This is a genomic window from Bdellovibrio sp. ArHS (assembly GCF_000786105.1).
GTDB lineage: Bacteria > Bdellovibrionota > Bdellovibrionia > Bdellovibrionales > Bdellovibrionaceae > Bdellovibrio.
Genome location: NZ_JTEV01000003.1, coordinates 205,244 through 231,246 on the forward strand (window position 1 = coordinate 205,244; position 26,003 = coordinate 231,246).

At 47.6% G+C, this 26,003-nt stretch carries 21 protein-coding genes; 12 read left to right on the plus strand and 9 right to left on the minus strand.

Going from position 1 to position 26,003, the window contains the following annotated elements; translation table 11 throughout:
• Positions 1 to 112 precede the first annotated feature (112 nt).
• On the plus strand, positions 113 to 1,738 hold the full coding sequence (locus OM95_RS01825) for a hypothetical protein (RefSeq protein ID WP_041869858.1): 1,626 nt from the start codon (positions 113 to 115) through the stop codon (positions 1,736 to 1,738).
• A gap of 16 nt (positions 1,739 to 1,754) precedes the next feature.
• Here OM95_RS01825 and OM95_RS01830 read toward each other — a convergent pair whose 3' ends face one another.
• Positions 1,755 to 2,999 carry an FAD-dependent oxidoreductase gene (locus OM95_RS01830; RefSeq protein ID WP_041869631.1) on the minus strand — a complete coding sequence of 415 codons (1,245 nt, stop codon included), beginning with the start codon at positions 2,997 to 2,999 and terminating at the stop codon, positions 1,755 to 1,757.
• An 81-nt stretch (positions 3,000 to 3,080) separates the two neighbouring features.
• Entirely contained in the window at positions 3,081 to 4,004 is a 924-nt protein-coding gene (locus OM95_RS01835; RefSeq protein ID WP_041869634.1) for an alpha-ketoglutarate-dependent dioxygenase AlkB, read from the minus strand.
• A 104-nt stretch (positions 4,005 to 4,108) separates the two neighbouring features.
• On the opposite strand from OM95_RS01835, the gene rfaE1 reads away from it, so the two are divergent.
• Both rfaE1 and OM95_RS01845 read left to right on the plus strand, forming a co-directional pair.
• Positions 4,109 to 5,137 carry a D-glycero-beta-D-manno-heptose-7-phosphate kinase gene (gene rfaE1 / locus OM95_RS01840; protein WP_041869636.1) on the plus strand — a complete coding sequence of 343 codons (1,029 nt, stop codon included), beginning with the start codon at positions 4,109 to 4,111 and terminating at the stop codon, positions 5,135 to 5,137.
• Between the two features lie 9 nt (positions 5,138 to 5,146).
• Positions 5,147 to 5,524 (plus strand): DOPA 4,5-dioxygenase family protein, encoded by a 378-nt coding sequence (locus OM95_RS01845; RefSeq protein ID WP_041869637.1) that lies wholly within the window; start codon positions 5,147 to 5,149, stop codon positions 5,522 to 5,524.
• Here the strand turns inward: OM95_RS01845 and OM95_RS01850 are convergent.
• From OM95_RS01850 to OM95_RS01865, 4 genes are all read right to left on the minus strand, one after another.
• Positions 5,517 to 7,076: an exonuclease domain-containing protein gene (locus OM95_RS01850; RefSeq protein ID WP_041869639.1), complete on the minus strand. Its 1,560-nt coding sequence runs from the start codon at positions 7,074 to 7,076 to the stop codon at positions 5,517 to 5,519. The genes OM95_RS01845 and OM95_RS01850 overlap by 8 nt on opposite strands.
• A complete protein-coding gene (locus OM95_RS01855) occupies positions 7,073 to 9,439 on the minus strand; it encodes an ATP-dependent DNA helicase (protein ID WP_041869642.1) in 2,367 nt (788 codons plus the stop codon). The genes OM95_RS01850 and OM95_RS01855 overlap by 4 nt, the downstream gene beginning before the upstream one ends.
• Position 9,440: 1 nt before the next feature.
• Complete coding sequence (locus tag OM95_RS01860) at positions 9,441 to 10,517, minus strand: PA0069 family radical SAM protein (RefSeq protein WP_041869645.1); 1,077 nt, start codon at positions 10,515 to 10,517, stop codon at positions 9,441 to 9,443.
• Between the two features lie 72 nt (positions 10,518 to 10,589).
• A complete protein-coding gene (locus OM95_RS01865; protein WP_291515445.1) occupies positions 10,590 to 11,786 on the minus strand; it encodes an MFS transporter in 1,197 nt (398 codons plus the stop codon).
• 257 nt (positions 11,787 to 12,043) lie between these two features.
• Here OM95_RS01865 and rlmN point away from each other — a divergent pair, with 257 nt between their 5' ends.
• Both rlmN and OM95_RS01875 read left to right on the plus strand, forming a co-directional pair.
• Entirely contained in the window at positions 12,044 to 13,255 is a 1,212-nt protein-coding gene (gene rlmN / locus OM95_RS01870; protein ID WP_291515446.1) for a 23S rRNA (adenine(2503)-C(2))-methyltransferase RlmN, read from the plus strand.
• Positions 13,256 to 13,258: 3 nt separating this feature from the next.
• Positions 13,259 to 14,167 (plus strand): PfkB family carbohydrate kinase, encoded by a 909-nt coding sequence (locus OM95_RS01875; protein WP_041869648.1) that lies wholly within the window; start codon positions 13,259 to 13,261, stop codon positions 14,165 to 14,167.
• A gap of 69 nt (positions 14,168 to 14,236) precedes the next feature.
• Here OM95_RS01875 and OM95_RS01880 read toward each other — a convergent pair whose 3' ends face one another.
• Entirely contained in the window at positions 14,237 to 15,046 is an 810-nt protein-coding gene (locus OM95_RS01880; protein WP_041869650.1) for a TIGR02147 family protein, read from the minus strand.
• 116 nt (positions 15,047 to 15,162) lie between these two features.
• Between OM95_RS01880 and OM95_RS01885 the strand changes: the two genes are divergently transcribed.
• Complete coding sequence (locus OM95_RS01885; RefSeq protein WP_041869653.1) at positions 15,163 to 15,561, plus strand: hypothetical protein; 399 nt, start codon at positions 15,163 to 15,165, stop codon at positions 15,559 to 15,561.
• Positions 15,562 to 15,709: 148 nt separating this feature from the next.
• Positions 15,710 to 16,870 (plus strand): hypothetical protein, encoded by a 1,161-nt coding sequence (locus tag OM95_RS01890; protein ID WP_041869656.1) that lies wholly within the window; start codon positions 15,710 to 15,712, stop codon positions 16,868 to 16,870.
• Positions 16,871 to 16,973: 103 nt separating this feature from the next.
• Here OM95_RS01890 and OM95_RS01895 read toward each other — a convergent pair whose 3' ends face one another.
• Positions 16,974 to 18,671, minus strand: coding sequence for a GMC family oxidoreductase (locus OM95_RS01895; RefSeq protein ID WP_041869658.1), 1,698 nt, complete (start codon positions 18,669 to 18,671; stop codon positions 16,974 to 16,976).
• A gap of 7 nt (positions 18,672 to 18,678) precedes the next feature.
• Complete coding sequence (locus tag OM95_RS01900) at positions 18,679 to 20,592, minus strand: alpha/beta fold hydrolase (RefSeq protein ID WP_291515447.1); 1,914 nt, start codon at positions 20,590 to 20,592, stop codon at positions 18,679 to 18,681.
• 93 nt (positions 20,593 to 20,685) lie between these two features.
• On the opposite strand from OM95_RS01900, the gene OM95_RS01905 reads away from it, so the two are divergent.
• From OM95_RS01905 to OM95_RS01925, 5 genes are all read left to right on the plus strand, one after another.
• Positions 20,686 to 21,984 (plus strand): hypothetical protein, encoded by a 1,299-nt coding sequence (locus tag OM95_RS01905; RefSeq protein ID WP_041869863.1) that lies wholly within the window; start codon positions 20,686 to 20,688, stop codon positions 21,982 to 21,984.
• Between the two features lies 1 nt (position 21,985).
• Positions 21,986 to 23,125 (plus strand): metallophosphoesterase, encoded by a 1,140-nt coding sequence (locus OM95_RS01910; protein ID WP_041869661.1) that lies wholly within the window; start codon positions 21,986 to 21,988, stop codon positions 23,123 to 23,125.
• Between the two features lie 40 nt (positions 23,126 to 23,165).
• Positions 23,166 to 24,383: a hypothetical protein gene (locus tag OM95_RS01915; protein ID WP_041869663.1), complete on the plus strand. Its 1,218-nt coding sequence runs from the start codon at positions 23,166 to 23,168 to the stop codon at positions 24,381 to 24,383.
• A gap of 37 nt (positions 24,384 to 24,420) precedes the next feature.
• On the plus strand, positions 24,421 to 25,356 hold the full coding sequence (locus tag OM95_RS01920; protein ID WP_041869665.1) for a diguanylate cyclase: 936 nt from the start codon (positions 24,421 to 24,423) through the stop codon (positions 25,354 to 25,356).
• Between the two features lie 155 nt (positions 25,357 to 25,511).
• Complete coding sequence (locus OM95_RS01925) at positions 25,512 to 25,895, plus strand: hypothetical protein (RefSeq protein ID WP_041869668.1); 384 nt, start codon at positions 25,512 to 25,514, stop codon at positions 25,893 to 25,895.
• The last annotated feature ends 108 nt before the right edge of the window (positions 25,896 to 26,003 follow it).

Genomic DNA, 26,003 nt, shown 5'->3' on the forward strand with positions numbered 1-26,003 from the left:
CAGTGGTTCTTATTGGCCACAATCAGGGCCTATGCTTCGGTCTTGTTTTACCCTCTTAGGTCTTGTTGTTGTCTCTCTCCCGGTCTTTGCCAGTAGTCCGCAACGCGCCTTCATGGAACAGTTCAATAGTTCGCGCATTGAATTTCCGGCGGAATCGTCGCCAATCCTGACTGACGCGTCGGGGCAGTATCCAGAGCCCCTGAACTTTCTGTTTAACAACGTTATTAGCTGGATTCCTCGCGGTGAGCCGAAGCTTTTTAGTGTCGCTTGTGACCCCGATATCTGGGGACAGCGCTTAAAAGACCCGCGTCTTAAAAACTCATCGCAACTTCAAGGCGCTTTGCTTCAGAAGTACTTCCAAGAATGCCGCACAGAGCTTGAGACAGGTGACAACGGCTATTTCGCAAATATGAGTATGCTGACCATGAAATATGATCCTTTTGGTCATCCCTTTCTTCGTCGCGTTGTCATCAACCTGCCTGGGAATATCAAGCTGAAGGGGCTTTTAGGTTTAAAGGGAGATTTTAAACGCCGACCCATGGTGATTATCCGCCTGGGGATTTTCGCTAACAGCGAGGATTTCAAAGCCGAGCGCGCCTGGATGATGATGCTATTTGAGCAATCACCTTTCAATGTTCTGTTGTTGGAAAACATGTCCAGCGGTCAGTTCGTCACGAATAACAATCAGTTTTCTTTCGGCGGTTACGACGAGGGAATTCAAAATTTGCTGATCGCAAAGCTTCTCAATGACAACAATGAACCGCTTTCTCAGTTGGTCGATTCGGTGCATTTTTTCGGGATCAGTTTAGGTGGGCACGGCATCTTGTTTGCCTCTTTGTTGAATAAGTACAACTCGTCGGCGGCACGGCCGCTGATGCAAAGTTTTACGGCGATGTGCCCGGTCGTTGACTTGAACGCGACAATGCTCAGCTTGACGAACAGTGGTGTGAAATCCGCGTTCGTGGATCTATGGGGGCGGCAACGGTTGAGTGCGCTTGAAGAAAAAATACCCGCACTGGTCAGTTATGACAGCTTTTCGTTTCTTTCGACGACAATCACCGAGGTGGCGCGCACCTATAAGGGCGGATTGTCTTACATCTCCAGTATAAAGCTGCCGCCGGGGATGAAAGATGGTCCTGATTTTTGGGAGCTCAATAACTTTTGGAAGTTTTATAAAAACATTGAACAACCGGTGCTGATTTTTGCGACCGAGCAAGATCCCGCCGTTCCATTCAATATCAATTCGCAACGACTGCAGAATAAAGATTTGAAAGTCGACAGCAAAAACATTCGCGTGGTGGATCTGCCGCAGGGAATTCATTGCTCCTTGCCGATCGCCTATGATTGGGGTGCGCTGACAACCCTTTTGCAGGCACAAATTCTTTCTCATTCTCCCGGTTTTAAAATGACCGAAAGATCTTTGGCCATTGATCTGGCCGACGACGAGTGGAAGGGCTTTTTCGACAAAGGGTCATCAGTGAAATTCACGGTGAATGAGCCAGCAAAAAAATCCGGTTTTGCGACGGTGGAACTAGAACTGGAAAATGCCGCAGGCAAAGAAAAGACCATGAATTTAAGCCTGCCGCTTTCGCAGTTTGATTTTCGTTTTTTGAATAAAGAATTGAGTGAATCAGAGCAAGAGATGATTGTGCGTTGGCTCAATCAAAATCTGCATTTGTCCATCGAGACGACTCAAAAGACGCCTGTTTTAAAAGCCACCTGGCCGGTGGCCTTGTAAAACAACGGCCCCGTTTTTAGAAGCGGTTGGCGTCCAGAACTTGCAGATCGACGAAAGGCTTTTTACCTTCGATCAAATCAGAAACCAACAGTCCCGTGCCCGTGCCACTTTGCAGCCCCAGCATCTGATGACCTAAAGCTAAGACCAAATTTGCAATCTTGTTGTGGTAGCCGATCAAAGGCACACCGTCCGGAGTGCAGGGGCGAAGACCTGCCCAAAGCTCTTGAACTTGCAGTTGTTCAGGTAAGTGCAAAAATTCGCGTGCGCCCTTTTTGATGTTATCCACCCGCTTGGGGGTGATTGAAAAATCTTGATCGACCAGTTCTAAAGTTCCGGCAATTCTTAAAGAATTCTGACGGGGAGTGATGGCGATTTTCTTTTCTACCAACATCATCGGATATTGGGGTTGTTTTTCCAAAGGGGGGACGATCATGGCGTAGCCTTTGCCTCCCAAAACTGGCACTCGTAAGCGCATCATGCGCGCAAGATCCTTGGACCAGCTTCCCGTCGCCATGACGACGTGTTGGGCTTTGATTTCACCTTGGGATGTCACCACTTTTTCGATTCTGTTGCCGGTAACGGGCAGATCCTGCAGTGTGCAGTTTTCAAGGATCTCACCACCGTGAGTGCGAATTTCTTGCGCTAAGGCCTGCACCACTTGATAGGGTTCAGCCATGGCCTCTTTTTCGAAGTAAACTCCACCTAGAAGGGCGGGCTTTAATGCAGGCTCCATGCTGCAAATCTCGTCGGAATTCAGCACTCGTCCCGGGACACCTAAATCTTTCACATAGTTCAATTCCTCTATGGCAGCGGCAACACCCGCCTGCGTTTTGGAAACCATCAACAGACCTTTTTGCTGAAAAAAGATTTCGGGATATTTCTGTCCCAGTTTTTCGTATTCGGTCAGACTTTTCTGCGACAATACCACCAGGGCATCCACGGCACGGCGAGCCTGAGTTTCATTCATGGCTTTCATAAATTGGAAAAGCCACGAAGCTAAATCCAAGGACAAAGAAGGTTTGATGTACAGGGGGCTTGCGGGGTCCAACAACCACTTCATGGATTTCAAAAGCATGCCCGGCATCGGAAGTGGCATGGCAAAACACGGTGTCATCCACCCGGCGTTACCATAAGAACAGCCGCGACCCACGGTGCCCTTATCAATGACGGCGACTTTCGCTCCTCGACGAGCCAGCTCTGCGCCGATGGAAGTTCCTATGATCCCTGCTCCGACTATCAAAACATCGTATTCTTTTTGCATGGATCTTATTCAAAGAGTTTTCGGGGTTAAAAGCAAGACCGGCCTTTAAAAGTGAGGACTGGGTCAGGACTGGCGCGCGGTCTAGGTCTGTGGTTTTGCGAGTTGCTCTTTAAAGAAATCAGAATGCTCAGACAGCTTTTGCATGTAGCCCTGAACATCTTCCTTGGCTTCGTCCGGCAAACGATGAAAAGGCACGACGTGTTCGTCGGGAACGTAGCGGAAGGTGAAGTTGATCCGGCGGGTTTCAAAGTTGCTGATCTCGTTTAACGGAAATAGGTGTCCCTCTTTTCGATCCACCCGCTGAACTCGATGAAAAAGATGTTTTTTGAATTTGTCGCCGCCGAAGATTTGCAGCGAGCGATCTTCCAGCCACTGTTGCACAATCACATTGGATTTTGCTTCGGTGCCTTTGCTCGAGACAAATTGAAACAGAGCTTTTTCTCCGAACGAGATGGACGCCACCGGGCCGGGTTCAAAGTCCTTATGCTCTCCGACGCGGGCACAGTCGACCCGTTTGCCGTCGTCGGTGATCTGATTTCCATAGTAATTAATGAGGCAGGTATTTAAGTGCCAACCACGCGGAATATCACGAGGCTCAAAACTTTCATGCACCAGTGCTTCGATTTTTTGCACCAGATATTCCAGAACAGGGGGATAACCTTCGGCTTGCACGCAACGATTATAAATGCCTTTAGGCGGATGATAGTAGTTAAGGCAGGCGAACTGCCAGTTCCCCAACCAGTAGACGGGGCGTAAAAGAGGTCGCTGTTTCTGATTCTCTGGAGGCGGATTGTTTTTCGAGTAGCGCATCTCCCAAATTGGATACAGCGTCGCTAAATACTTCAGGATCTCTTCTTTTTCCCGAGGACTGATATAGCCGCTTTTGTAGACCAAACCACGGGCTGGACCCTTTTTTTCAGAGGAAGGTCGCGTTGCAGAAAAGCCGCCTCTTTGTGGAGGTCGCGAAGGTCCCTTGCCGAAAAATTTTCCTTTGGATTTTGTCATGGGAAGTCCATACCATAGCTACAGGGCTCTGGCCAACGGGCGAGTGATAAGAAGGTGACAGGGGGCCCGTCATCCGCTAAAACCATGGCCTGAAGGATGAAAAAATGACAACACCTGTAAAGGCGGCCGTAGGCCCTCAAGAGAAAGAACTTCTGATCAATCAATTGCCTCGTTTAAAGGGTAAAAAAATCCTCATTATCGGCGATGTCTGTGTTGATGAGTACGTCATGGGGGAAGTTCGTCGGATCAGTCCCGAGGCTCCGGTTCCGGTTTTGGAAGTGGAACAAGAGGACGTTCGCTTGGGCATGGCGGCCAACGTTGCGCAAAACGTCTGCAGCCTGGGTGGTACCGCGATGCTGGTTTCTGTTGTTGGCAACGACACCGGAGCCAACCTTCTGCGCGAGCTTTGCGCCAAGAGCGGTGTCAGTTCCGAGTTTTTAGTGACAGACACTTCTCGTCCGACCACGCGTAAAACCCGCGTGATGGCTAAACATCATCATCTGGTTCGCGTTGACTACGAAGTTCGTTCCAGCCTTTCTGCTGAAGTTGAAGCACAAATGGTGCACATGGTGGAAAAAAATGTTGAAGACGCTGATTGTGTTGTCATTGAAGATTATAAAAAAGGCGTGATCTCGAGAAATGTCATCGAAAAGGTCGTCGCGATTTGCAAACAAAAGGGCAAACGCGTTCTAGTCGATCCACATAAAACCTCTTCAGGGCCGTTCTATCAGGGTGTCGATCTGATCAAGCCAAACTTTGACGAAGCGGTGACTTTGGCGGGAATGGATTTCGATGACCTTCGTAACAACCCGAATAAAGTCGTTGATGTTGGTCAGGCATTGCAAAAAATCACAGGAGCGAAAGAAGTGGTTTTGACTCGTGGTAAAGATGGTATGACGATCTTTTCCGGAGATCACATCACGGAAGTTCCGACTTATGCCCGCAAGGTGTTTGATGTGACGGGCGCGGGTGATACCGTGATTGCCGCTCTTTCTTTGGGGCTGGTTTCGGGTCTTTCTTTGGTTCATTCCTGCATGTTGGCTAACTTTGCTGCCGGTGTGGTTGTCGGAAAAGTTGGATGTGTACCTTGTGAAATTCCCGAGCTTAAAGAATACATCCAGGCGGCGCACTAGGTTGCCGTTATGGAAAGATCATACAAGGTCAATTCTCAGCTTTTGCCACAGGGATTTCCGCGCGAATTCGATGCCCATATTTATTTTTCCGAGGCTTCTTTAACAGCGGCCGCGGAATTAAGACTGAAGGCGATGCAGGAATTTGCGGGACGTCAGGTCTTTGTTGGGCAACTGATTCCCGAACCTATTGGTCCGCACCCCTTACCCATGTTTGAAATCAATTTTCCTTTGGCGTTATTTTCTGAAGTCGTCTTGTGGTTGATGAAGGCGCGCGGTGATCTGTCTGTCTTGGTGCATGAACTGACCGGCGATGATCTTTATGATCATACTCAAGCGGCGTTATGGCTGGGTAAAGAAGTGCCGCTTTTATACGAACGTTTTAAATAAAGTCTATTTTCTGATTTTGATCTTTCAGCTTATTCAATTCGGTAAATAGCACTGTCATTCGGTCATAGGTATCAATCGAAAGATCTTTCCAGGACCCTTTCTGCTTTTGCAGTGAAGCTTCGGGTTGCAGCACTTTTCCGTTTTGGATTTTTAATGTCATCTTATCATCAATCTGTATATGAACATTCAAAAGCCGTGTCAGACGTTTCGTACGGAGATAGGTCGCAGCCGAGCGAATGAAGTGCCGCTCATACTTGTCGGCCAGATCTTCGGGCGTCAGCTCGATCTCCAGAAGCTCTTCGGTATCATTATCTTCTTCCGCTTCTTCTGTTGTGTCTGTTGCTTCTGAGTCTGCGATTTCTTCCTCTTCCTGAAGCTGACGATACCAATTCAATCCCACGGCCAGAATGGATCGCACCGAACAGAAAGTCTGAGGCGTAAATCCGTGGCGTTGGCAGAAAACCTGGAAGCCTTCTGCCAAAAGGGCGGCATCCATCGGCTCGTAGAATATGTTTTCGTCGAAAGACTTGTCCTGCAAGGACGCACTTAGTTTTAAAATGGAATCCAAAGCCAAGGCGTTAGCAAAAGGTCCCAGAAAGTGTTCTTCGTCGGCTTCATTACGAAATGACGTAAAAGCTTTGTTGAAGAAACAAAGCTCTCGTCGTCCGGTTTTTAAACTGATGTTGTAAGGCGGGTCCAAACGCTTGATTTCGTCGGTCTCAAGCAATGCGGCCTCTAAAGGACTGCCTACGGGTGTGACTTGTAAATCCCACACTTGCGTGAGCATTTCCAATTTTCGAGTGTCGCGATTTTTCTGTCCCCGGAAGTAGCTGTTAACACGGTCGTGCAGGGAGGTTGCTTTACCGACGTACAGGACTTCCCCCCAGCGGCTTATCATACGATAGACGCCGGGCTGTTTGGGCAGACTCAGGCGCTTTTCTTTCGGCAGCGGGTATTCGTACTTCACTCGCGCGGTTTTGGGGGTGTCTTGAAGCCATTGTTCAAGGTCGGCCAAGGAGAGTATGCCTTTTTCAGCTAAAGCCGTCGTCAATCCTTGCCAAATGACCTGCGTGGCTTGCACATGATTGGCAGCGCGCTTTAGTTCACCCGAGGGGCAGCCAAAATATCCCGCAAGTCCTTTGATTCCTCTTGTCGGAAGATTGGGAAGCAGGCGCTTGGCAATTTCGTGTGTGCACAGAATAGAAAAAGGCATTTCTTCCTGTAGCTTTTCATAGGCATCCACCAGGAAGGGACGTTCAAATTGCGCAAAATGAATGACCGCCACCGCTTCAGAGCCCAAGTGCTTCTGAACAAAACTTCTGAGATCGGCAAATACCTGCGGTAAAGGGCGGGCTGCCTCTAGATCTTTTTGATAAATCCCCGTGATAAACTGAATGCGGCGGGGGACATCTTCAACTTGTTCAATCAATGCACTTTCAATATGTTCACTGGCGAGCGAGGCCCAGGCGATTTCCAAAATATGCGCAGTGTCTGGTTTGGCACCTGTGGTTTGCAAATCCAAAAAAAGAACTGGCGTTTTGAGCAAACTCATACAGAGGTCCCCCAAAACTCTTTGATGTCGCTTAGAATCTGACGCGAAACGAGCTCTTGCGGAGATTCATTGAACCAGCCGTCAGGCATAGTCTCAGCATAGCTGGCCTGCAGGAAGCGGGAATCCAGCATGACAATAACACCACGATCTGTTTCCGAACGAATCACCCGTCCCGCTGACTGAATGGCTTTGGCCATGGCCGGATAGACGTAGGCGTAGTTGAACGCGTTTTCCTTGCCATAGCGAAGCTCATAGTAGGCGCGTATTTGCTCGCGCTCAAAATCAAAGTTGGGAAGAGCCGGGCCGATCACAAAAGCCCCGATCAGCATATCTCCGGGAAAGTCCACGCCTTCGGAAAAGACACCACCTTGCACGCCCATAAGAAGTGTTGGTTTGTTCCCGGCTTTCAGCTCCTCAAGATACTCTTGAGTTTGCTTTTGTTTCATTTCGCGTTCCTGCACCAAAATCTGAAATTCCGGCAAAGAAAGTTTGGCTTCCACCATGCGCAGAAATTCGAAACTGGGGAAAAGAGCGATATAGTTGCCTTTTCGCAGTGCCGTGATCCTTTGAATGGTTTCGACAATTTTTCCGGCACTGACATGACGATCAGAAAACTTCGTGGAGATCTGTGGGATAATCAGAAGTTTGCGATTATCTTTTTCAAATGGCGAAGAAAACTCAACCTGTTTGGTGGTTTCTTCGGGGAACCCCATCAGCTCTTGATAGTAGGTGAAGGGTTTCAACGTCGCGGAAAAAGCCACGACGTTTTTAAATTCTTTGTATGCGGAAGCCAAATGTTCCGAGGCATCACAACAGGTGATCTTAAGCATTTCGCTGAAAGTGCTTTTTTGATAGGTCTGAAAAAATTCATCCCCGCTTAAAGTCAAAGAGGCCACGAATTCGGACCACATATTCATCATGCGCAAAATCGGGTCCTGCGGCAGTATTTCAGTTTCTGATTCCAGATAAGACGTGGTCATTTCCCGAACATCCTGTTCAATTTCCAGGAAGGGATCTAAGTCGATAGTGACTTTTTTGGAAATGCCATCTTTGCCATAGGAAGAAATCAGCCGGCGCGCGCGCTGACACAAGGCCTGAGCCTGCATGTAAAAAGTGGGCGGCAGACGGGAAAAATCTTTTTCCAGCAAAGCCAGTTGTTGAGTTGAAATGCTCGGCGAAAAATAGTCCTGGGCGCGCGAAGGAAGATTGTGAGCCTCGTCAATCACCAGATTCGCTTTTTCATTTTCTTCTAAAAGAGGCGCCGCCAGGCGTCCGATCAGGCTGCGGGGAGCAAAGACATAGTTGTAATCTCCGATGACCACGTCGGCGCGTTCAATGGCTTCCACCGACAACTCAAAAGGGCAAACTTGAAACTCTTCGCCCATGGTCTTTAATTTTTCACTGTCTAGACTGCGCAGTCGTGAAAGCTTATTGATCAGATCGTGTTCGGCCACCTTTTGATAGTAGTCTTTCGCGAATTCGCAGTACTGCGGATTGCACAAAGGCTCGGCTTTCAGGCACATCTTACTTTTGGCAGTGATAGTCAACGAGCGTATTTTGCATCCTTGCTCTTGCAGGCGTTCCACCGCTTCTTCAGCCACCTGGTGTTGCGAGTTCTTTGGCGTAACATAGACGACTCGCTGCCCGCGCGGTAAAGCTTCTTTCAGCGATGGATAAAGCACACCGATAGTTTTACCTAGTCCGGTAGGGGCTTGCACTAAAAGTGGATTTTCATTTTTCAGATTTTCAGAAATTGTTTCGACAAGCTCTTTTTGCCCCTTGCGAGGCGAAGCAAATGGGAAGTTCATGTCTTCGCCAGCTTTTTGCCGTTTTTTAAAAAGTTTTTCTTTTTCTTTGGTTTCTTCCACCAGTTCAGCCAGACGGATCTTTAACCAGGCTTCATAGCCGTCCAAATCCAATTCCACATTCAGGTCATAAGATTTGAAATTTCGTAGTGACACCAAATGCAACTTCAAGGTGGGGAATTGCCCGGTCTGTTGAAAGTGGAAATAGCCATAGGTTCTTAATTGCCAGACGTAGGGATGATTGGGCTCGCGTTCCAGCTTTGCCCGCAAATCATCAATATCAAAAGAGGACTTGATTTCTTCAATCAAACCTGTGGCTTCGACACAGCCATCGGCTCTTCCTGAAATAACAAATTCATAGGGATCTGCCGTAAATGAATGGACGTATTTCTTTTCCGGCGTGTAGCCAGAGTTTTCGCGCACGCGTTGGCGCTGGATCATCACATGCACTTCCTGACCACTGGTGGGGATCGGTCCATAGCCTGAATGCGACTCGATGCTACCAACACGAGGCGCAGGCACGGCAAATTGTTTTAGGTCCAACGCTATTTTTCTCATCTTAATCTATATCAAATTTTAGTTGATCCCCGCGGCGCTGAAAGTGCTCAGTCGAGAGCTCAAACTTTTTCACATTTAAGTCATATTTGCGAGTATAAAGCTTGAACATTTGCGCCATTTGTTCGGCGCGAGCTCCCTGTCCGCGCATACGCGAGCCAAAGTTAGGATCATTGAGTTTGCCGCCACGTATATCACGCACCGAGTTCAAGATTTTTTCCTTTTTCAAGGGGCGATGGACGTCCAGCCATTCTTCAAAAAGAGGACTGACGGACGACGGCAAACGCAAAGGTGTGTAGCCGGCATACTGGGCTCCCGCGTCCCGGGCTGCTTTTAAAATGGCCGGCATTTCGTGGTCATTCAATCCCGGAATGCAAGGAGCGACATTCACGCCCACAGGCACACCCGCGTGAGCCAGAGTTTCAAGAGCTTTCAGGCGGGCAGCGGGACGGGAGGTGCGCGGCTCCAAAACCTGCACAAGTTCATCATCTAAAGAAGTGATGGAAATAAAAACTAAAACTCCATTATAAGCCGCCATTGGCGCCAGAAGGTCTACGTCGCGAGTGACTAAAGCATTTTTGGTGATCAAGGAAACAGGATTTTTAAACTCTAATAGAACTTCCAGGCATCCACGCGTTAGTTGCATCTTTCTTTCTAAGGGCTGGTAGCAATCGGTGATGCCACTCATAGCAATCACTGCGGGTTGCCACGAGGGCTTCAGTAAAGCGGTTCGCAAAAGTTGCGGGGCTTCTTCTTTCACAAAAATTTTAGATTCAAAATCCAATCCCGGCGATAAACCTAAGTACTCGTGAGTGGGGCGCGCGTAGCAATACGCGCAGCCGTGTTCACAGCCGCGATAAGGATTGATTGAAAAAGTAAAGCCGATGTCTGGGCTTTTATTTTCCGTGATAATCGTGCGCGAAGAATCTTTCAGAACTTCCGTTTTAAGAAGAGCTTTTTCGTCCTCAAGATAATTGTCGAAATCTTCTGTAGTAGCTTCATATTTCAAAGAGTCGTAACGATTGGTGACATTGCTACTGGCGCCGCGACCACGGATGTTTTTGCGAAATTCCCGGGTCATAGAGCGCTAGTATCGCATGGTTTCCGCGCTCTTCCTAGATCGCAAACTTGTTTAGTGAATATGAATGAATTTTTATTTCGCCGGGGCCTGCCTATCGTGCGGATGATAGGACGGTTTGTTTTCTTCTTTAGGGCGTTTAAAAAAGAACTGATAGCTGTTCACCAAAACTAAGGACACCACGACAAAGACCAGGCCGCAAAGAACGGCTTCACGAATGCCAAACAGGTCCGTCAGTTTGCCGATTGTTAAATGCATAATGATCAACATGATAGAATCTGTCGCCATCATATAGGAAACGGCGGTGTCCAAGTCCTCTGGAAACTCTGTCGAGATCCAGGAAATCGCCAAGGGATAAAAGGGGGCAATCATGAAACCTGTGCCGGTAAGAAACAGCGGATGAATAAAGACACCGCCTAAAATACAGATACCTGTTAACAGCAAAGAGGCCGAAAGCAGAAATTGAGGAGAGCGTTTAAAATGCACTACCGCAAAAAGCAAACGTCCCAGCATCATCGCAATAAAGAAATAGGTCACATAGATGCTGGCCGCTTCCATGTCATAGTTCCAGGTTCTTTGCATGTACAACGCCAGACGGGAAGAAACCATGATTTCGGCGGCCACAGCCAAACTTAACATGATCGCCAAAAAAATCTGTGGCTTGAAGTTTTTCTTTTTATTCGCCTTGTGAGTCTCGGGTGAAAAAGAGGCTTTTGTGTGCAAAGACTTGTGACTGGAGTGAAAGGTGTAACCGACAAAGATCAAGGGCGCCAGCGAGGCCGCTGCAAAAGTCCACCGCCAACTGCCGGTTAGGTACTCCATGCCCGCCGCTAAAAGGGGAGCCATCAGACTGGCCAGTCCATACATGGTATGCAGGCCCGACAACATTTGTTGTTTTTTTTGAGGAGTCGAACCCATGGGCACAAGAATATTTGGCACGAGCCCCAGAATACCCAGGCACAAGCCATAGATAAAACTGAAAACCAAGAAGAGAGGGAAGATCGGAGAGGCGGCCAGTCCCCACATCGCCAGCATCAACCCGATGGCGCCCCCCTGGAGGACGCTGAGACGATCATAACGTCGCAAAAGATAACGAGATCCATAGCTGGCGATGAAACCCGAAATATTACTGAGCGCGAACATCATGGAGCCCAACGAATCGCTGACTCCAAATTGCTTCAGAATTTCTGGAAAAAGAGGGCCCCTGATATTGTCAGTCAGACCAAATACAAACAAGCTCGCATAAGAAAGAAAAATAAAGGGCCAAATCATGCGGTCAATATAAAGAGCCCCTTTCAGGAAGACAAGGGCAACTAAATATGCGGCTTTCGAATAGGTCGGGCAAGACGTGGCCAGGGGACCGGCAAAATGTGTAGAAAATGCTTGGGAGAAACCCTCAATTTGCTGAAATCCCTAGGAAATGATCGGGTGCTATGCTACAAACGAGCCCACATAAATCCTTAACCAAAGGGACTGACAAGGTCCCAGCTGTAATAAGCATGGCTGTAACAAGCCAAGGAGCCCCGAAGATGGAATTGAATGATGGTGTTGACACCACTCAAACTAGCGCGCCTGTAAACTACTCTGACGATAACGTCGCCAAACCCCTCGAAAACAAACCGGTGAATTTCTACTCCCTGACTTTGGAAGGCCTTAAAGCCTATTTGAAAGGCAAAGGAAAAGAACAGTTCCGCGCACAGCAGATCTTTAAATGGGTCTACGAACAGCGTGTAACAGATCCCGAGCTGATGACCAATCTTTCGAAAGAGTTCCGCGCTTCATTGCCACAGATTCTGTCTTTCGATCTTCCGCCAGTATTGACTCATTTAAAGTCGGTCGATGGGACGCAAAAACTGCTCTTTGATATGGGTAGCGGTAACAGCGTTGAGGCCGTCGTTATTCCATCTGAAGACCGTCTGACTTTGTGTATTTCTTCAGAAGTGGGCTGCAACATTGGATGTAAGTTCTGCTTTACGGGCAAACAAAAATTGAAACGACGTCTGCGCACGGAAGAAATTGTCGGACAATTCATGCAAGTGCACGATCGTTTGGGTGAAGGCCAACGTATCACGAATATCGTTTTCATGGGCATGGGCGAGCCGTTGGATAATCCGGAAGCAGTTTTCCAGACGATCGATGTTCTTCATTCTCCTTGGGGAATCAATTTGTCGCGCAAGAAGATCACCGTTTCGACATCGGGGATTGTGCCGGAAATGTGGCGAGTCTCTGAAGCCAAAGTGCGTTTGGCGGTGAGCCTAAATGGTCCGACGGATGAAATCCGCACCCAAGTTATGCCGATCAATAAAAAGTGGAATACGACGGAATTGTTAAATGCCTGCAAAGAGCACTATCGTATCACCAAGGATAAAATCACCTTTGAATACGTTTTGCTTAAAGGTGTAACAGATCAAATTGAACATGCGCGCCAGTTGGTGAAACTGGTGAAGGATGTGCCTTGTAAAATCAATATCATTCCTTTTAACGAGCACCCGGGCTCGGGTTACGAACGTCCTTCCGATGCCGCCGTCGAGGCGTTTCATTCAGAGTTGATGCGTTTGGGCGCACACGTGCTTTTGCGTCGTTCGATGGGTCGCGATATCTTCGCGGCTTGCGGACAATTGACAAGCCAGGTTCCCAACAAACCGGTGTCCATGGATATTTCAAATTCAAAACTAGCAGGTCTGCCGAAGTATAAACGCGAGATGCTTGAAAACGCGGCGACCTCTCAACAGGAGCAATAAGTTATGTCAGAGATTTTAGTTGTCGGAAGTTTGGCTTACGATTCCATTCAAACTCCTTCAGGAAAAGTGGATCGTGCTTTGGGCGGTTCCGCGAATTATTTTTCTTTGGCGGCGTCTTTGTTTTCGAAGGTGCGCGTCGTGGGTGTCGTTGGTGAAGACTATGAGCAAGGCGATTATGAGCTTTTGAATTCCCGCGGTGTGGATCTTAGCGGCCTTTCTAAAGTGGCCGGAAAGACTTTCCATTGGGCAGGTTCTTACGAAGGCGATATGAACGAAGCCAAAACTTTGCAAACAGATTTGAATGTTTTCGAACATTTCAATCCACAATTGCCAGAGCACTTTAAAGATTCTTCTTTCGTATTCTTGGCGAATATTGCTCCGGAATTGCAGTTGCAGGTTTTGGAACAGGTGAAAGCGCCTAAGTTCGTGGGCATGGATACAATGAATTTCTGGATCTCGATAAAAAAAGAAAAGTTGATCGAGGTTTTGAAAAAAGTAGACTTGGTGTTGATCAACGAAGGTGAAGCGAAAATGTTGACGGGCGCTGCCAATGCGATTTCAGCAGCCCCGTTGATCACGGCCTTGGGACCCCAAGCTGTGGTTATTAAACGTGGCGAATACGGTTTTGCGATGTACACAAAAGAAGAAGGCTACTTCATTCTTCCTGCGATGCCGATCCCAACAGTGGTTGATCCGACAGGCGCGGGGGATACTTTTGCCGGTGGCTTTTTTGGCTACTTGGCTGCGCAAAAAGACAAGCCAACCTTGGGTCATTTGAAACAAGCTTGTATCATGGGTTCTATGATGGCGAGCCACACGATTCAGGATTTTTCGGTGCGTGCTCTTTCAAAAGTCACTTTGGGCGATGTTGAAAAACGCCTGGCTGACTACAAAAAAGTCATCACGCTTTAATTCTTCTATTCAGAAGGTTCAATTCAAGGCGCCTTTGGGGCGCCTTGAATTGGGACCTCTTCGAGCCCCCTACACCGGGAAAATGTCGCACAGAAAACAAATAATCTCTTCTTCCTTTGAGTCGACGATCTTCTTTCGTGAATACTCAATCAGCTCTAACATCTTTTCTTTAAGATGCTGGTAATCATTTCGGCTCAATGAATAAACGGATGTATAATGAACACCGTCCGAACCCAATGGTGACGTCGAGTCGGCGACAGCCCGTTGTCGCCAATTGTTGTGATGAACACCGACAAGAAGCGAGTCTTTGGGGATATGCACGTCCGCAGTTCCGTAGGTCCACCCCTGACCTTTGCGCGTGACGATACCGTGAGTGGCCAGGCGCTGAAGGGCCTGTTCAATAAACTCAACGGGTAAAGACAGGCGTGCGGCGATTTTCTTGGGCGACTGATATTCAGGGATCGAGACCATCACATGAAGGGCAGACCAGAACCAGGAAGAGTAATAGAGTGTTTCCTTTTCTCCGGTTTCAAATTTAGGCTTTTTAAGTCGTGTCGCAATGTCTTCTCGCTCTTTACGAATGCGCTTTATTTTTGAAAATAAATAATCCCTAAGCTCTTGCGTGCCGGCTCGGGCATACTCCAATAAAAGTAGAAGAAAATCGGTTTCGGCATCGGAAAGGTCCCAATAGCGAGCGATGCCGAGCATGTGCTCAGAGGTTAGATGACATTTTTCTCGCATCGCCTGTGACAGATAAGTCGGCTTGCACGAAGCCGCCTGCGCTAGCTTTGCCCAGATCCCCCAACGGTTTTGATCTTGATCGACTTGGGCTTTAATGAAGGCTCGATAATCAGTGAATTGAAAAACGTCTTTAGTCATATGTGTATGAATTATACATACTTTCTGAAGTTTTTAATAACGTATATATTTACGCAAATAATGCTTAGCGTTACATTGGGCGCACGAAATGAACTTCAACCTATAAGGAGAAATATATGTTCAACAAATCAACTTCACTTCGTTTCATGAGTCTTATGATGTTAACTTCTTTGATGGCGCCAATGTTGGTGTCGTCAAAGGCTGCTGCCACTCCGGTGCGTGATGCTGGAAAGGTAGAGTCGCGATTTTTGACGGCAGCAAAGGGAGCCTGCGCGGCCCTTTACAGTTCTTCCCAGAAGAACATCCCGGGTCTAGAACAAGCCTTGGCGCCGATTCATCAAAAGATGGATGCGTTCTGTGAGAACCCGCAAGCCGATCAGGTTGTCATCAGAGACTTGATGGATGTAGCACGTGAAACCCTGGCTTCTTCAGAAGACAGTGTCGTTGTCAGATCTCATGTCTTGCAAGTCTATAACCACCTTAACTACACCCTGCAAACGACATTTATTTGGTAAGCAAAACGAACTTCAGTCAGCTTGAGCCCTCTGGTTCCTCCCCCCCCAAAAAAAATCCAGAGGGCTTGTTCTTCAACCAGAATGTCCCCTCCAAAAGCGCCCCTCTATTGGGCACGCTAATTGAACTTTAAATTTAAAGGAGAATTATATGCTCATCAAATCAACCGCACTTCGTTTCCTGAGTCTTATGATGTTTACGTCTTTGACAGTGGCGCCCTTATTGGCGTCAGCCAGAGGCATTGGCTCAAGTGGTGGCGGCACATTTTGCATAAAGCCCGAGTTAAATGGCGGTCAGCCCGTACTCCTTGACCTGGCGCTGGCTAAACCAAATTTTCAGGATCGTCGTGGCGAGCAAGTCCACGTAACATCGGTGGCGAACCTTATCGGTTTTGACAGCTTTAAGCATACTGAAACTCAAGCCTATCAGTTCGCTGTCAGCCGAGTTAAAGCCTGGACCCAAGTGATGCCAGAACTTGCTACACTGGAAGCAACTCTGCAGAGCCTCCAGATGGTTGTCACACCATTTAGTCTAACCCAAGTAAATCGTGCCGTGGTCGATGGCCAATCAGCGTGCCAGGCTAAGGATCTTGCACCGGTGATCTTCTATGTTGATGGCCGTGCTCATGTTTCGATCCCTTCCTGGAATAAGCTTGGCTTCTATTCGCAGGCGGCCGCTTTTGTTCATGAGTCGCTTCGTCAAAGACAGATTTTACATAAGCAGCCGGTTGATGATGCCACTCTTCAAAATCTTACAGGGCGTATCATGCTCGACACTCCCGTGCGTGATGAAGCTATCACACACAGTGGTCTTTTTGTCGGCAATGCGAAGGCAGAAGCAAGAGTTTTAACGGCTGCAAAGAAGGCCTGTGCCACTCTTTACAAAGCTGCTAATAAGGATCTCCCAGGTCTAAAACAAGCCTTGGCGCCAGTTCATCAAAAAATGGATGCTTTCTGTGAAGCTCCGCAAGCCGATCAGGTTGTCATCAGAGACTTGATGGATGTGACAAGCGAAACTCTCGCTTCTTCAAAAGAGGGTGTCGTTGTTAGACAAGCGATCTTACAAATCTACAACGATCTTAACCACACCCTGCAATTGACAGTTGCTGGCGGCATTGAAGCTCTCAATCCTGTGGCTGCGGATAGCATCAACGCTCTCGCTCTTGGAACGGATGATATGGCTGCGGTGCAAATTGCACAAGCGTACCTAGATAACGGTATTAAGCCCGAGAAAATGGCGGAAGCTGAAAGCTATATCAGAAGCACTCGAGCCCAATACAAAACCCTTTTAGAGCAAAACGAACTTAAGTAAGCTTGAGCCCTCTGGCCTTCTCCTTCCCCCGAAAAAAGAGGGCTTACATTTTACTTAGAATACCCCCCACGAAGGCGCCTTTCCCTAGGGCGCCTTTGTTTTTTTAAAGGCTTTCAATTTTAATTCTTTCTTCCATCAAGAGTGTCTGTTTTAAGGGAATTTGATCGGCGATGTATTCGGCCATAGCGGCGATCGTTAAGGAAGGATTGCTACCGGTGGAAGTTGGTAAAATGCTGCCATCGACGACATACAATCCGGGATAGCCAAAGACTTCCCCCTTGGTGCTGACGAAACCGGTGTGTTCCGAGTCGCCCATAGGACAGCCGCCTAAAGGGTGCACGGAGATGACTTTCTTCAGGTGTGTGAGCGGATTTTCGACATAGACACCATCGACCATTTCCGCCAATTTTTTCATTTCTGTGCGGATGCGTGTGAAGTGCGGCTGACTTTCATCAATTTTCCAGCGAATCAGGGCTTGATCGTCATTGCGCAACTGAATTTCTCCGTCAGGTTTGTCCCGGCCCATACCTAAAAGAACCAAACAGCGTTTGGTGAACTCTGCGCGGTCGATACTATGGGCCATCTCGTCGCCAATGTTGATCTGATCTTGGCTGCTGATCTTCAGAACTTTGAACACGTATTTCTTTAAGTGATGTGCCGCCATCGAAGCCAGTCCCCACAAGCCACTGAACTGCGGTACTTTGCCCGAAAGAAACCAGGCGAAGCCGACCGGGAAACCCGCTTCTTGAATAAACATTCCATGTGGATAGCCATCCTCGTAGTCTTTGTACCTGTATTCAATCGAGCTGGTGATCACCGGGCCATTGGTGCCATCGACGTTGTGTTTTGATTTAAAAATCAAAGAAATGAAGTCGCCATTTCCGCTCCACTTTTTTCCTAACCATTTGTTCAACAAAGGCAAGTGTCCATGACGTCGCATTTTTAAAAGCAACGATGTTGAACCTAAAGAGCCCGCCGACAAGACGACATTTTTCGCGGTGAAAGAATTTTCCTGCAAAGGAAATTCAGGAATCACATAGGTGACGACATAAAAATTCTGTTTTTTCTCTATCCGCACGACTTCAGCGTGAGTGCGTACCTCGGCTTTATGATCTGCGCCGTCCCAGTTCCGGGCGCGGAATAAATAATTTAAATCCAACGTGTTTTTCGCGTGAATGTTGCACCCGATATCGCAGTCGCCGCATTTGTTGCAGCGAGATTGTAAAGCGCCGTGAATATTTCTTGTCTGATGTCCGGGGAATTTCCCTTCGAAGCGCACGGCTAATGGCGGATGAACGACTTTGGGTTTTTCTGTCGATTCGGGTGCGGTCGTCATTTCTTCGGTGAGCTTTTTTAGAAGGGTGGTCTTCGGGGTGTTGCGATAATAAGGATGTGAATCATAAGGATAGGGCTTGGCCTCCATCGTGCGCAAGACACGTTCATAGTAAGGTTCCAGTTTTTGCCGAGTGATTCCGCCCGGCCATCCCCGAAAAAAATCTTCGGGCATTTTGTAAAGTACATTGGCATAAATAAGACTGCCGCCACCCAAACCACTGGGGGTGATCGTCATGACGTCACTTTCAGGCGTGTCGCGAACTTCCATCAGTCCATATTTATTATCAGCCGGGTCCCAAAACATGTTCTTGCGGACTTCGTGGGGGCGACGCGGGAATTCGTGCATTTTCCACTCGCGTCCGCGCTCTAAAAGACACACTTTATAACCTTTTTCAACGAGTCGACAGGTCATCACCGAGCCGCCAAAGCCGGACCCGATCACAATATAGTCATAGTCTAATTTCACTTTAACCTCAGGCAATTCGCAGTTTGCGATTTTCAATTCCAGATGTCCCAGAGTGTTGTTTTATAAAAGCAATCAGTTCTGGAAAAACTTCGGCATGACAGAACTGCCCCATAAAGACATCCTGGTGGCCGTAGTTGGTGAATTCTTTGTACGTCACCTTTGCGGCATTTTTCGTCTGACTTAAAATTTCGTAGGTGGCCTTGTTGGCACCTGGAAAAATCTGATTGTCGGTTCCCGAAATCAGAAGAATGGGGGGCAGATCCTTTTTCATGGATTCTTCCAAATAGTTCACTTTGCCATCAAACGAAACGGAGGCCTTGGTCAGCAACATTTTTCGGATGTGCTTGTGATAGTGAAAGCTTGTTCCGCCAAACAGATCTTTAAGACGACGATGTGTGACAGGATGAATGTTGCGATGATTGAAAGCGGCCGGGAAGCCCCATCCCCACATGAAACTCACCATATGACACGCGGGTTCTTTGCATTCGCTGCGCAGGCCTCTTTCCATCCAGTAAATCCAGCGTCCAAACGCACGGGCCGGAAAATAAGGAATGGCAGGTGAAACATAGGGATAACCCAAGAGCTGTTCAAAAATTTCTGGTCCCACCCTCATTTTAGCCAGGGCTTGCCAGGGGACTTTAGGAGTTAACGATACACTGTTGGCGATAACGCTGGCGATATTGCGAACCTGTCCCGTCGCTAAAGAAGCCATGAATGAAAGTGCGCCAACACAGTGAGCGACCACGTGAATGCGAACATCGGCCCCGCAGCTTTCCCGAATGAATTCGACCGCGCGGGGAATGTCAAATTTGGCAACATCGTCGATGGTGTAGCGATGGGGGGACATGTTGTAGGTGAAACGTCCGCTGCCGCGCCAGTCTAATGACCATACATCCGGGTATCCCGAGGTGTGCAAATGGTTCACCAGATTTTGGTGCTCGGGCATAATAAACATATCGGTCGATGTCGTCAGGCCATGCAAAAGAAGGACGACATCTTTGCTGTCCTGATGCCGAAATCTTTGCAATGAAATTGTCAGTCCATCGCGCGTGTCTAGTGGATGAAGCGAGTTTTCACCTAAGGCCACTCCTTGCGTGGTGTGTACAGGGTAGGGGTGTTCATTCCAGCGCGCCGATGTCGTGGTGAAGATGTAGGGCGCATAGCTTTCCCACAGCGTGTCCGTGAACGCTTTAAAATACTTTAGCAAAGCTTCTTTTTCTTCACGAAAGGTCGCCGCGTTGGTTTTAAAGCTTTTCATCTGAGTTAAAAAATCGCTCGGTGAAATGCGCAGACTGCCGATGGCGTGCACCTCTTTGTCGCCATAATTATTCAGTAAGGAATGTCCTTCCCAAAGATAGTAGTACAAGGTCGTCGTCTGCTTCCACACTTGGGAAAGCTCTTCTTTCAGAAGTTCCTTAAAGCCGAAGAAGGTCCATTTTTTTCCTTCACGATCCGTCAGGAACAGGGTGTAGTGCATTTCTTTTACCGTGGCGAAGTCGGGACTGATGGAAGGCGAAGTGAACAGTTGAAAATAGCCGTTTTCAACGCGCAGTTCTTCGCGAAAGCGGAAGTCAGTGATCTTGCCAAAAACTTGCGATGGAGTTCCATGGTCCTTAAGAAAGTTTTCCAGGTTGGGGACTTTGATGGTCACGGTAAATTCAAAAGGCTGTTTGTCGAAACGGTCGTTTTCTGCCTGGAAGTCAGAATGAGAAAGGCCTTTCCCTGCAGAAAGAGTCAGCTTTTTTGGAACAACGAATCCCGACATTCTTTCGGTAAATTCGATGGCAATTGAGTTCATAAATATCCTTTGTTTATATAAACAATAAAATGTTTCAGTGACGCTGTAAACGCGACTGGGACCTAGGATCGGTGGCCAACTTCCCGCGTTTTCGACCGCAGAAGGTGCGATAAGATGTTTCATTTTGAGAAACTCCGGACCTTCATCCTGATATCTGTCGTCGGCTTTATTATTCTTAAAGGGGACCAGGAAAAATTCCGATATTTCCCTATAGATATGAGCAAAAAGAAAAAGAAATCTTCAGCTGCGGAAAACCTTATTGAGTCCTTGATGGACGACCTTAAGGATATTCAGTCCGATTCTTCGTATCATTCGGAGTCTTCGGATGGCGAATTTTCTGGCCTGCCGACGCTGGATGATGAAGCTCATCGGGTAGAAAAAACCAATGCGGGAAATAATCTTTGGGACAATCTGGAAAAAGGCTTAGAGCAAGACCTTGATGCCTCAGAGTTTACCGGTGGTGCCGAAGCGTCTGAAGAAGATGTTCCGGTCGAGGACTTTGATATGCCTGAGGGATTTGGCGATTTGCCTCCGTCAGAACGTTTCATGGTCAACTCGGCACCGATAGCAGAAGAAGAGCGTTATCAAGGTCCTTCCTCTGATGGCGGCTATCAGTCTTCCGATGACTTGTTTTCTCCGCCAACGCCTGATTTTTCCTCGCAGGACTCTGTGGATGAATCCACGCGCCCTGTTTTCAGTGGCCAACCTGGCGGTGGTGAAGACAAAACTGTATCGATTCAACAAGATTTCAACGCCACCTCGTCAGTCGCCTCCAGTAACTCGGATGCAGACAAAACTGTTGCGGTGGATGGTTTCGCGAACGCTCGTTTAGGGGCGCGCAAATCCGCTGATGTGGATGTCAAAGTCAGTGTGGGGAATTTTCGGGGAAGTCGTGGTTCCGCGAATGTCATGACCTCGGTGGACGCCAGTTTGGCCCAGGCCGAAAATCTTAAACTCGCTCAGCAGCGCATTCTGGAACTGGAAAGAGAAGTTGAGCATCTTCGCGCAGACAATGAAGAGCTGGCTTCGGCCGGTGAAATCATTCGTACACGCACGGATGAACTGACAGTTCGCATTACTTCTTTAGAAAAAGAAAAAACCGAAATTCAGGAATCCGCACAAAGCGAAATTCTTATTTTAAAAGGCAATCTTCAGTTCAAAGAAAATGAAGTTGCTAAAGCGCGTATTAAAGTTGAAGAACTGGAAACTAGACTTAAATCGGACTTTAAGAAGATCCGTGTTCGCGAAAGAGAACTCGAGAACCGTCTGGAACTGCTGCGTGCAGAAAAGTCGGCTCTTGTTCGGTCCAAAGATGAGTATATTTTAGAACAGAAAAGAAAGATTGATCAGCTCTCTCAGGAACTCGATAATTATCGTAAGAAATGTCTTGAGCTTAACAAGACGATCGAGGCCAACCAAGATCAGGTCAAACGGACTGAGCGCGCTCTGCGTTTAGCCTTGACGAACTTGGAAGCTAAAGAGGAAAGTGCCGTTCCACTGAAGAAAGCTGAGTAGTATGGAATCTGCTTCCCCAGAAGAGAGCAACGAGATCGCCGTCACGGTGAAGCCCGCTCCTGTTAAAAAGATCAAAGTTGTTGTCAGCGACCTCCATCTGGGGAAAGGTCGCCTTTTGGATCAAGGCGGAATCAATTCTTTAGAAGAATTTTATTATGGGGAAAAGTTGGTGGAGTTCATTCACTACTATTCATCCGGTGTCTATCGCGATTATGAAGTTGAACTGATCATCAATGGTGATTTTCTTAATTTTCTGCAGTGTGATTACAAAGGTCATTTTCTGTCGGTCATCACCGAATCAGTAACTTTAGAAATTTTGAAAGACATTGTGAAGGGCCATGCCAATGTTTTCCATGCTTTGGCAGAGTTCGCCTCCAAACCCAATAACACCATTACTTACATCGTCGGAAATCATGATCAAGGAATGTTGTGGCCCGCATGCCGCGCCTATCTTAATCAGGTGATCGGCACGCCAATCCGTTTTAAGAATATTGTCTATTTCTTTGATGGTGTGCATATCGAACATGGTCATATGCATGAAGCGGCCAATCGCATGGACCCCAAAAAGTTCTTCCTAAAGAAGGACCTGGTGGAACCCATTCTGAATCTGCCCTTCGGATCGCATTTCTTTTTGGAAGTCGTGTTGAAGATCAAGCAGCACTATCCCCATGTGGACAAGATCCGTCCTTTTGGAAAAATGGTGCGTTGGTCTTTAGTAAATGAAACCAAAACGATGATTCGCGCTTTTTTCATGGCGCTGTTTTATTTTGCACGCAGCGCCTTCATTAAAGACCCTCGACGGCATTATCCCTTGAAGCGCATCATCAAAGTGATCGCTGAAAGTGCTATTTTTCCTGATCTCAGTGAGTCGGCGCGTAAAATCCTTCATGATGATCGCGTGCATACGGTTGTTTTTGGACACACCCACGTTTATCAGTATCGTCAGTGGTCCGAGAACAAAGAATATTTTAACTCAGGGACATGGACGGAGATCACATCTTTGGATATTGTGTCCCTAGGCAAAATCACAAAACTCACTTATGTACTGATTGAGTATCCTGAAGACGGCGGGCGTCCGCGCGGTCGCTTAAAAGAGTGGAAAGGATACCACCGTATCGAAGAAGACGTTGCGATTTCTTAGAGGCCCACTATACTGGCCTCTCTTACAATGAGGCAGATGTATGTTGGAAATAGTTCAAGCTGGTCACAAACTCGACGATTCAATCCTACAAAAATGTCAGGAGTCTTTAAAAATCTTCCTGCACCGTAAAGATATTGGCTTTCCGCAATTGGTGGAACGTATTCCATTGTGGCAGCAGTCGCATAAAGTCGGCCAGGATTTCAGTCGTCGTTTCACCCAACTTGTCATCGTCGGTTTGGGCGGAAGCTCTTTAGGGAATCGCGTTTTGGCGGAAGTCTTCCGCGCCAAACATATGTTTTTTGTCGACAACGTAGATGCTCTGGAATTTGAAACTTTGCTTGAAGAGCTGGGTGACCTTAAGGAAGTCGGCTGGATCTTCATTTCCAAAAGTGGCACAACGATTGAGTCTTTATGCTCACTCGAATTTATCGATCAGATCTATAAACAGGAAAACCTGAAACTAGCTGCGCAAAGTGCAGTCATCTCTGAGACCAAAGAAAATACTCTTGTTCAGTGGGCAAAAAGAAATGACGTGCCCATGTGTGAAATCCCCGTGGATGTCGGTGGGCGTTTTTCGGTGTTGTCTCCGGTGGGGATGATGCCAGCGGCTTATCTTGGATTAGATCTGGAAAAATTTCGCGTCGGTGCGATGCGAGCTCTGAATGACACGGCTCTGGTGACACAAACTATGGCCCAAGTGGCGCAAAGCTATCAGCGCGAAGAGTGGATCACTCTATTGTGGTTTTACGGATCGCGACTTAAAAATTTCGGAGCTTGGTTCCAGCAACTGTGGGCCGAATCATTGGGTAAAGCGCACGGTCGGGATGGCGGGCCGGCGCGAAGAGCCAGCACACCGATGTCGGCGGTGGGTGCTTCGGATCAACATTCGATTTTGCAACAAGTGATGGAAGGACATCGCGATAAATTCGTGATTTTCATGCGCATTGATGAAGCTGAAGGTGGATCGCAACGTCTGAAAAAGTCCCAGTTTATGGAGACGGTGGATCTTGAAGGTCGCACCATGGGGGAACTTTTGAGGGCAGAAGCTTTGGCCACACAGGAAGCTCTGACCCAAAACGGTGTTTCTACCATGACTCTTAAGACAAAGGTCCTAGACGAGCACACCTTGGGATACATGTTTATGTTCTGGGAGTTGGTTGTTGCGGGCATGGGTGAGTACCTGCAAATCGACGCTTTCAATCAGCCAGGCGTAGAGCTAGGCAAGAGACTAGCGAAAGAAAAATTGAAGAAAGCGTGATTGTCATAAGTCGTCGAGAAGTCTTATACTTTTCTCTATGGCTCACAACGATGATTCTTCCAATGACAACTTAGAAAAAACCAGTATTGTCGCCAGTGACACTTTTCGTGGCCGCCTGAAAGAGGCAGACGAAGTTCCACCGGCGATTGTTGTTTTGATTGGTCCTCCGGGATACGTGGGAAAACAGTATCCCATCACTGCGAATGACATCGTGATCGGTCGATCCGTGGAAAGCCAAGTTTATATTGATGATAAAAGTTTAAGTCGTTCACATGCGAAGTTTGCTGTCAATGGCAGTGAAGTTTCAGTTATCGATCTGGGTTCCACGAACAAAACAATCGTGAACGGTCAGGTGATTCCGCCGTTGGCATCCTGCCTTCTTAAAAACAATGATCAAATTAAAACGGGCAATGTGATTTTCAAGTTCCTGGAAAAAGGAAGTATTGAAGCGATGACGAACGCGGCCATGTATGAGCGGGCTCAGAAGGATGCATTGACAGGGGCTCACTCCAAAGGCGCCTTGCTTGAAAAAGGCCCCGAAGCCATGAAGCGGTCCGAAGTTTTGAATGAACCTCTCAGTCTTGTGACCTTCGATATTGATCACTTCAAGAAAATTAACGACAGTTATGGCCATCCTGGCGGCGACTATGTTCTTAAAGAGCTTTGTCGGATCGTCATTACCAAGTTGATTCGTTCAAATGACTTTTTTGCACGTTATGGTGGCGAAGAGTTCGTTCTTCTTTTGTCAGGCTCTCCGGCAAAAACGGCGGGGGAAGTCGGCGAGCGCATTCGTCAGACGATTGAAACGCATGAGTTCGTTTTTGAAAATAAAAAAATCCCCGTAACGATTTCCGTAGGCGTGGCCACTAAACTTCCGCAAGAGACAGAGTGGACGCAAATCTACGACCGTGCGGATAAAGCCCTGTATCAGTCCAAACAGGGCGGTCGCAATAAAGTGACCATTGCTCCATAGGTTTCCGTGAGAAAGCCTCCTTTTTGGAGGTTTTTTTTATTTCTTAGGTCCAAAAATTGTCCGTTCTTTTGAAAGAAGCACCCGCGCTTTAAAAACCCTTACTGCTATCGCCAAAGTCTGTTAGAACCGCCTCGAAACCTGGGAGGAGGACTTTCATGAAAATTAGCGCCGCACTTATATGTTTTTTTGCTGCGTTGTCGGTACAGGCCCAAACGCCGGTCACTCACGCAGTTTGCACGGGAAAGATAGACGAGACTCACGTACTCTTCGAAATTCGTGACACCTATCTGGTAACTTTAAAACAAGGTCTTCTTACTGTAGGTGAAGACACCATCAGTCTTTACTGTTTGGACAGTCGGAAGTCGAAACTGGCAGATAAAGAGTCCCTATATTCTTGCACGGAAGCCCGCAAAGGCGACGGAAGACTTCTAATTGAGGTCGAGCGTGGCGTGACGGGACATCTGACCGCCCAGGTGCAACGAGAACAAATTTTCCCAATGCCACCGGCATCTTTGGGTTCTTTGCTTTGTCTTGAATAACTATTTTTACTCATAATGAGTTTGGTTCCCTCTGTGTGTGAGGGCCTCTACAAAGAGGCCCTTTTTTATTTTCTGCGCCTGGACGAACGACCAGAGCCATAAGTTTTG

Bases quoted from the DNA above. Each gene is read 5' to 3' on its own strand.
- OM95_RS01850 (WP_041869639.1), bottom strand. From the start codon at position 7,076: ATGAGTTTGCTCAAAACGCCAGTTCTTTTTTTGGATTTGCAAACCACA.
- OM95_RS01920 (WP_041869665.1), top strand. From the start codon at position 24,421: ATGGCTCACAACGATGATTCTTCCAATGACAACTTAGAAAAAACCAGT.
- OM95_RS01885 (WP_041869653.1), top strand. From the start codon at position 15,163: ATGTTCAACAAATCAACTTCACTTCGTTTCATGAGTCTTATGATGTTA.
- OM95_RS01915 (WP_041869663.1), top strand. From the start codon at position 23,166: ATGTTGGAAATAGTTCAAGCTGGTCACAAACTCGACGATTCAATCCTA.
- OM95_RS01830 (WP_041869631.1), bottom strand. From the start codon at position 2,999: ATGCAAAAAGAATACGATGTTTTGATAGTCGGAGCAGGGATCATAGGA.
- OM95_RS01845 (WP_041869637.1), top strand. From the start codon at position 5,147: ATGGAAAGATCATACAAGGTCAATTCTCAGCTTTTGCCACAGGGATTT.
- OM95_RS01865 (WP_291515445.1), bottom strand. From the start codon at position 11,786: ATGATTTGGCCCTTTATTTTTCTTTCTTATGCGAGCTTGTTTGTATTT.
- OM95_RS01900 (WP_291515447.1), bottom strand. From the start codon at position 20,592: ATGAAACATCTTATCGCACCTTCTGCGGTCGAAAACGCGGGAAGTTGG.
- OM95_RS01825 (WP_041869858.1), top strand. From the start codon at position 113: ATGGAACAGTTCAATAGTTCGCGCATTGAATTTCCGGCGGAATCGTCG.
- OM95_RS01855 (WP_041869642.1), bottom strand. From the start codon at position 9,439: ATGAGAAAAATAGCGTTGGACCTAAAACAATTTGCCGTGCCTGCGCCT.
- OM95_RS01905 (WP_041869863.1), top strand. From the start codon at position 20,686: ATGAGCAAAAAGAAAAAGAAATCTTCAGCTGCGGAAAACCTTATTGAG.
- OM95_RS01860 (WP_041869645.1), bottom strand. From the start codon at position 10,517: ATGACCCGGGAATTTCGCAAAAACATCCGTGGTCGCGGCGCCAGTAGC.
- OM95_RS01875 (WP_041869648.1), top strand. From the start codon at position 13,259: ATGTCAGAGATTTTAGTTGTCGGAAGTTTGGCTTACGATTCCATTCAA.
- rfaE1 (WP_041869636.1), top strand. From the start codon at position 4,109: ATGACAACACCTGTAAAGGCGGCCGTAGGCCCTCAAGAGAAAGAACTT.
- OM95_RS01910 (WP_041869661.1), top strand. From the start codon at position 21,986: ATGGAATCTGCTTCCCCAGAAGAGAGCAACGAGATCGCCGTCACGGTG.
- OM95_RS01880 (WP_041869650.1), bottom strand. From the start codon at position 15,046: ATGACTAAAGACGTTTTTCAATTCACTGATTATCGAGCCTTCATTAAA.
- OM95_RS01890 (WP_041869656.1), top strand. From the start codon at position 15,710: ATGCTCATCAAATCAACCGCACTTCGTTTCCTGAGTCTTATGATGTTT.
- OM95_RS01925 (WP_041869668.1), top strand. From the start codon at position 25,512: ATGAAAATTAGCGCCGCACTTATATGTTTTTTTGCTGCGTTGTCGGTA.
- OM95_RS01835 (WP_041869634.1), bottom strand. From the start codon at position 4,004: ATGACAAAATCCAAAGGAAAATTTTTCGGCAAGGGACCTTCGCGACCT.
- rlmN (WP_291515446.1), top strand. From the start codon at position 12,044: ATGGAATTGAATGATGGTGTTGACACCACTCAAACTAGCGCGCCTGTA.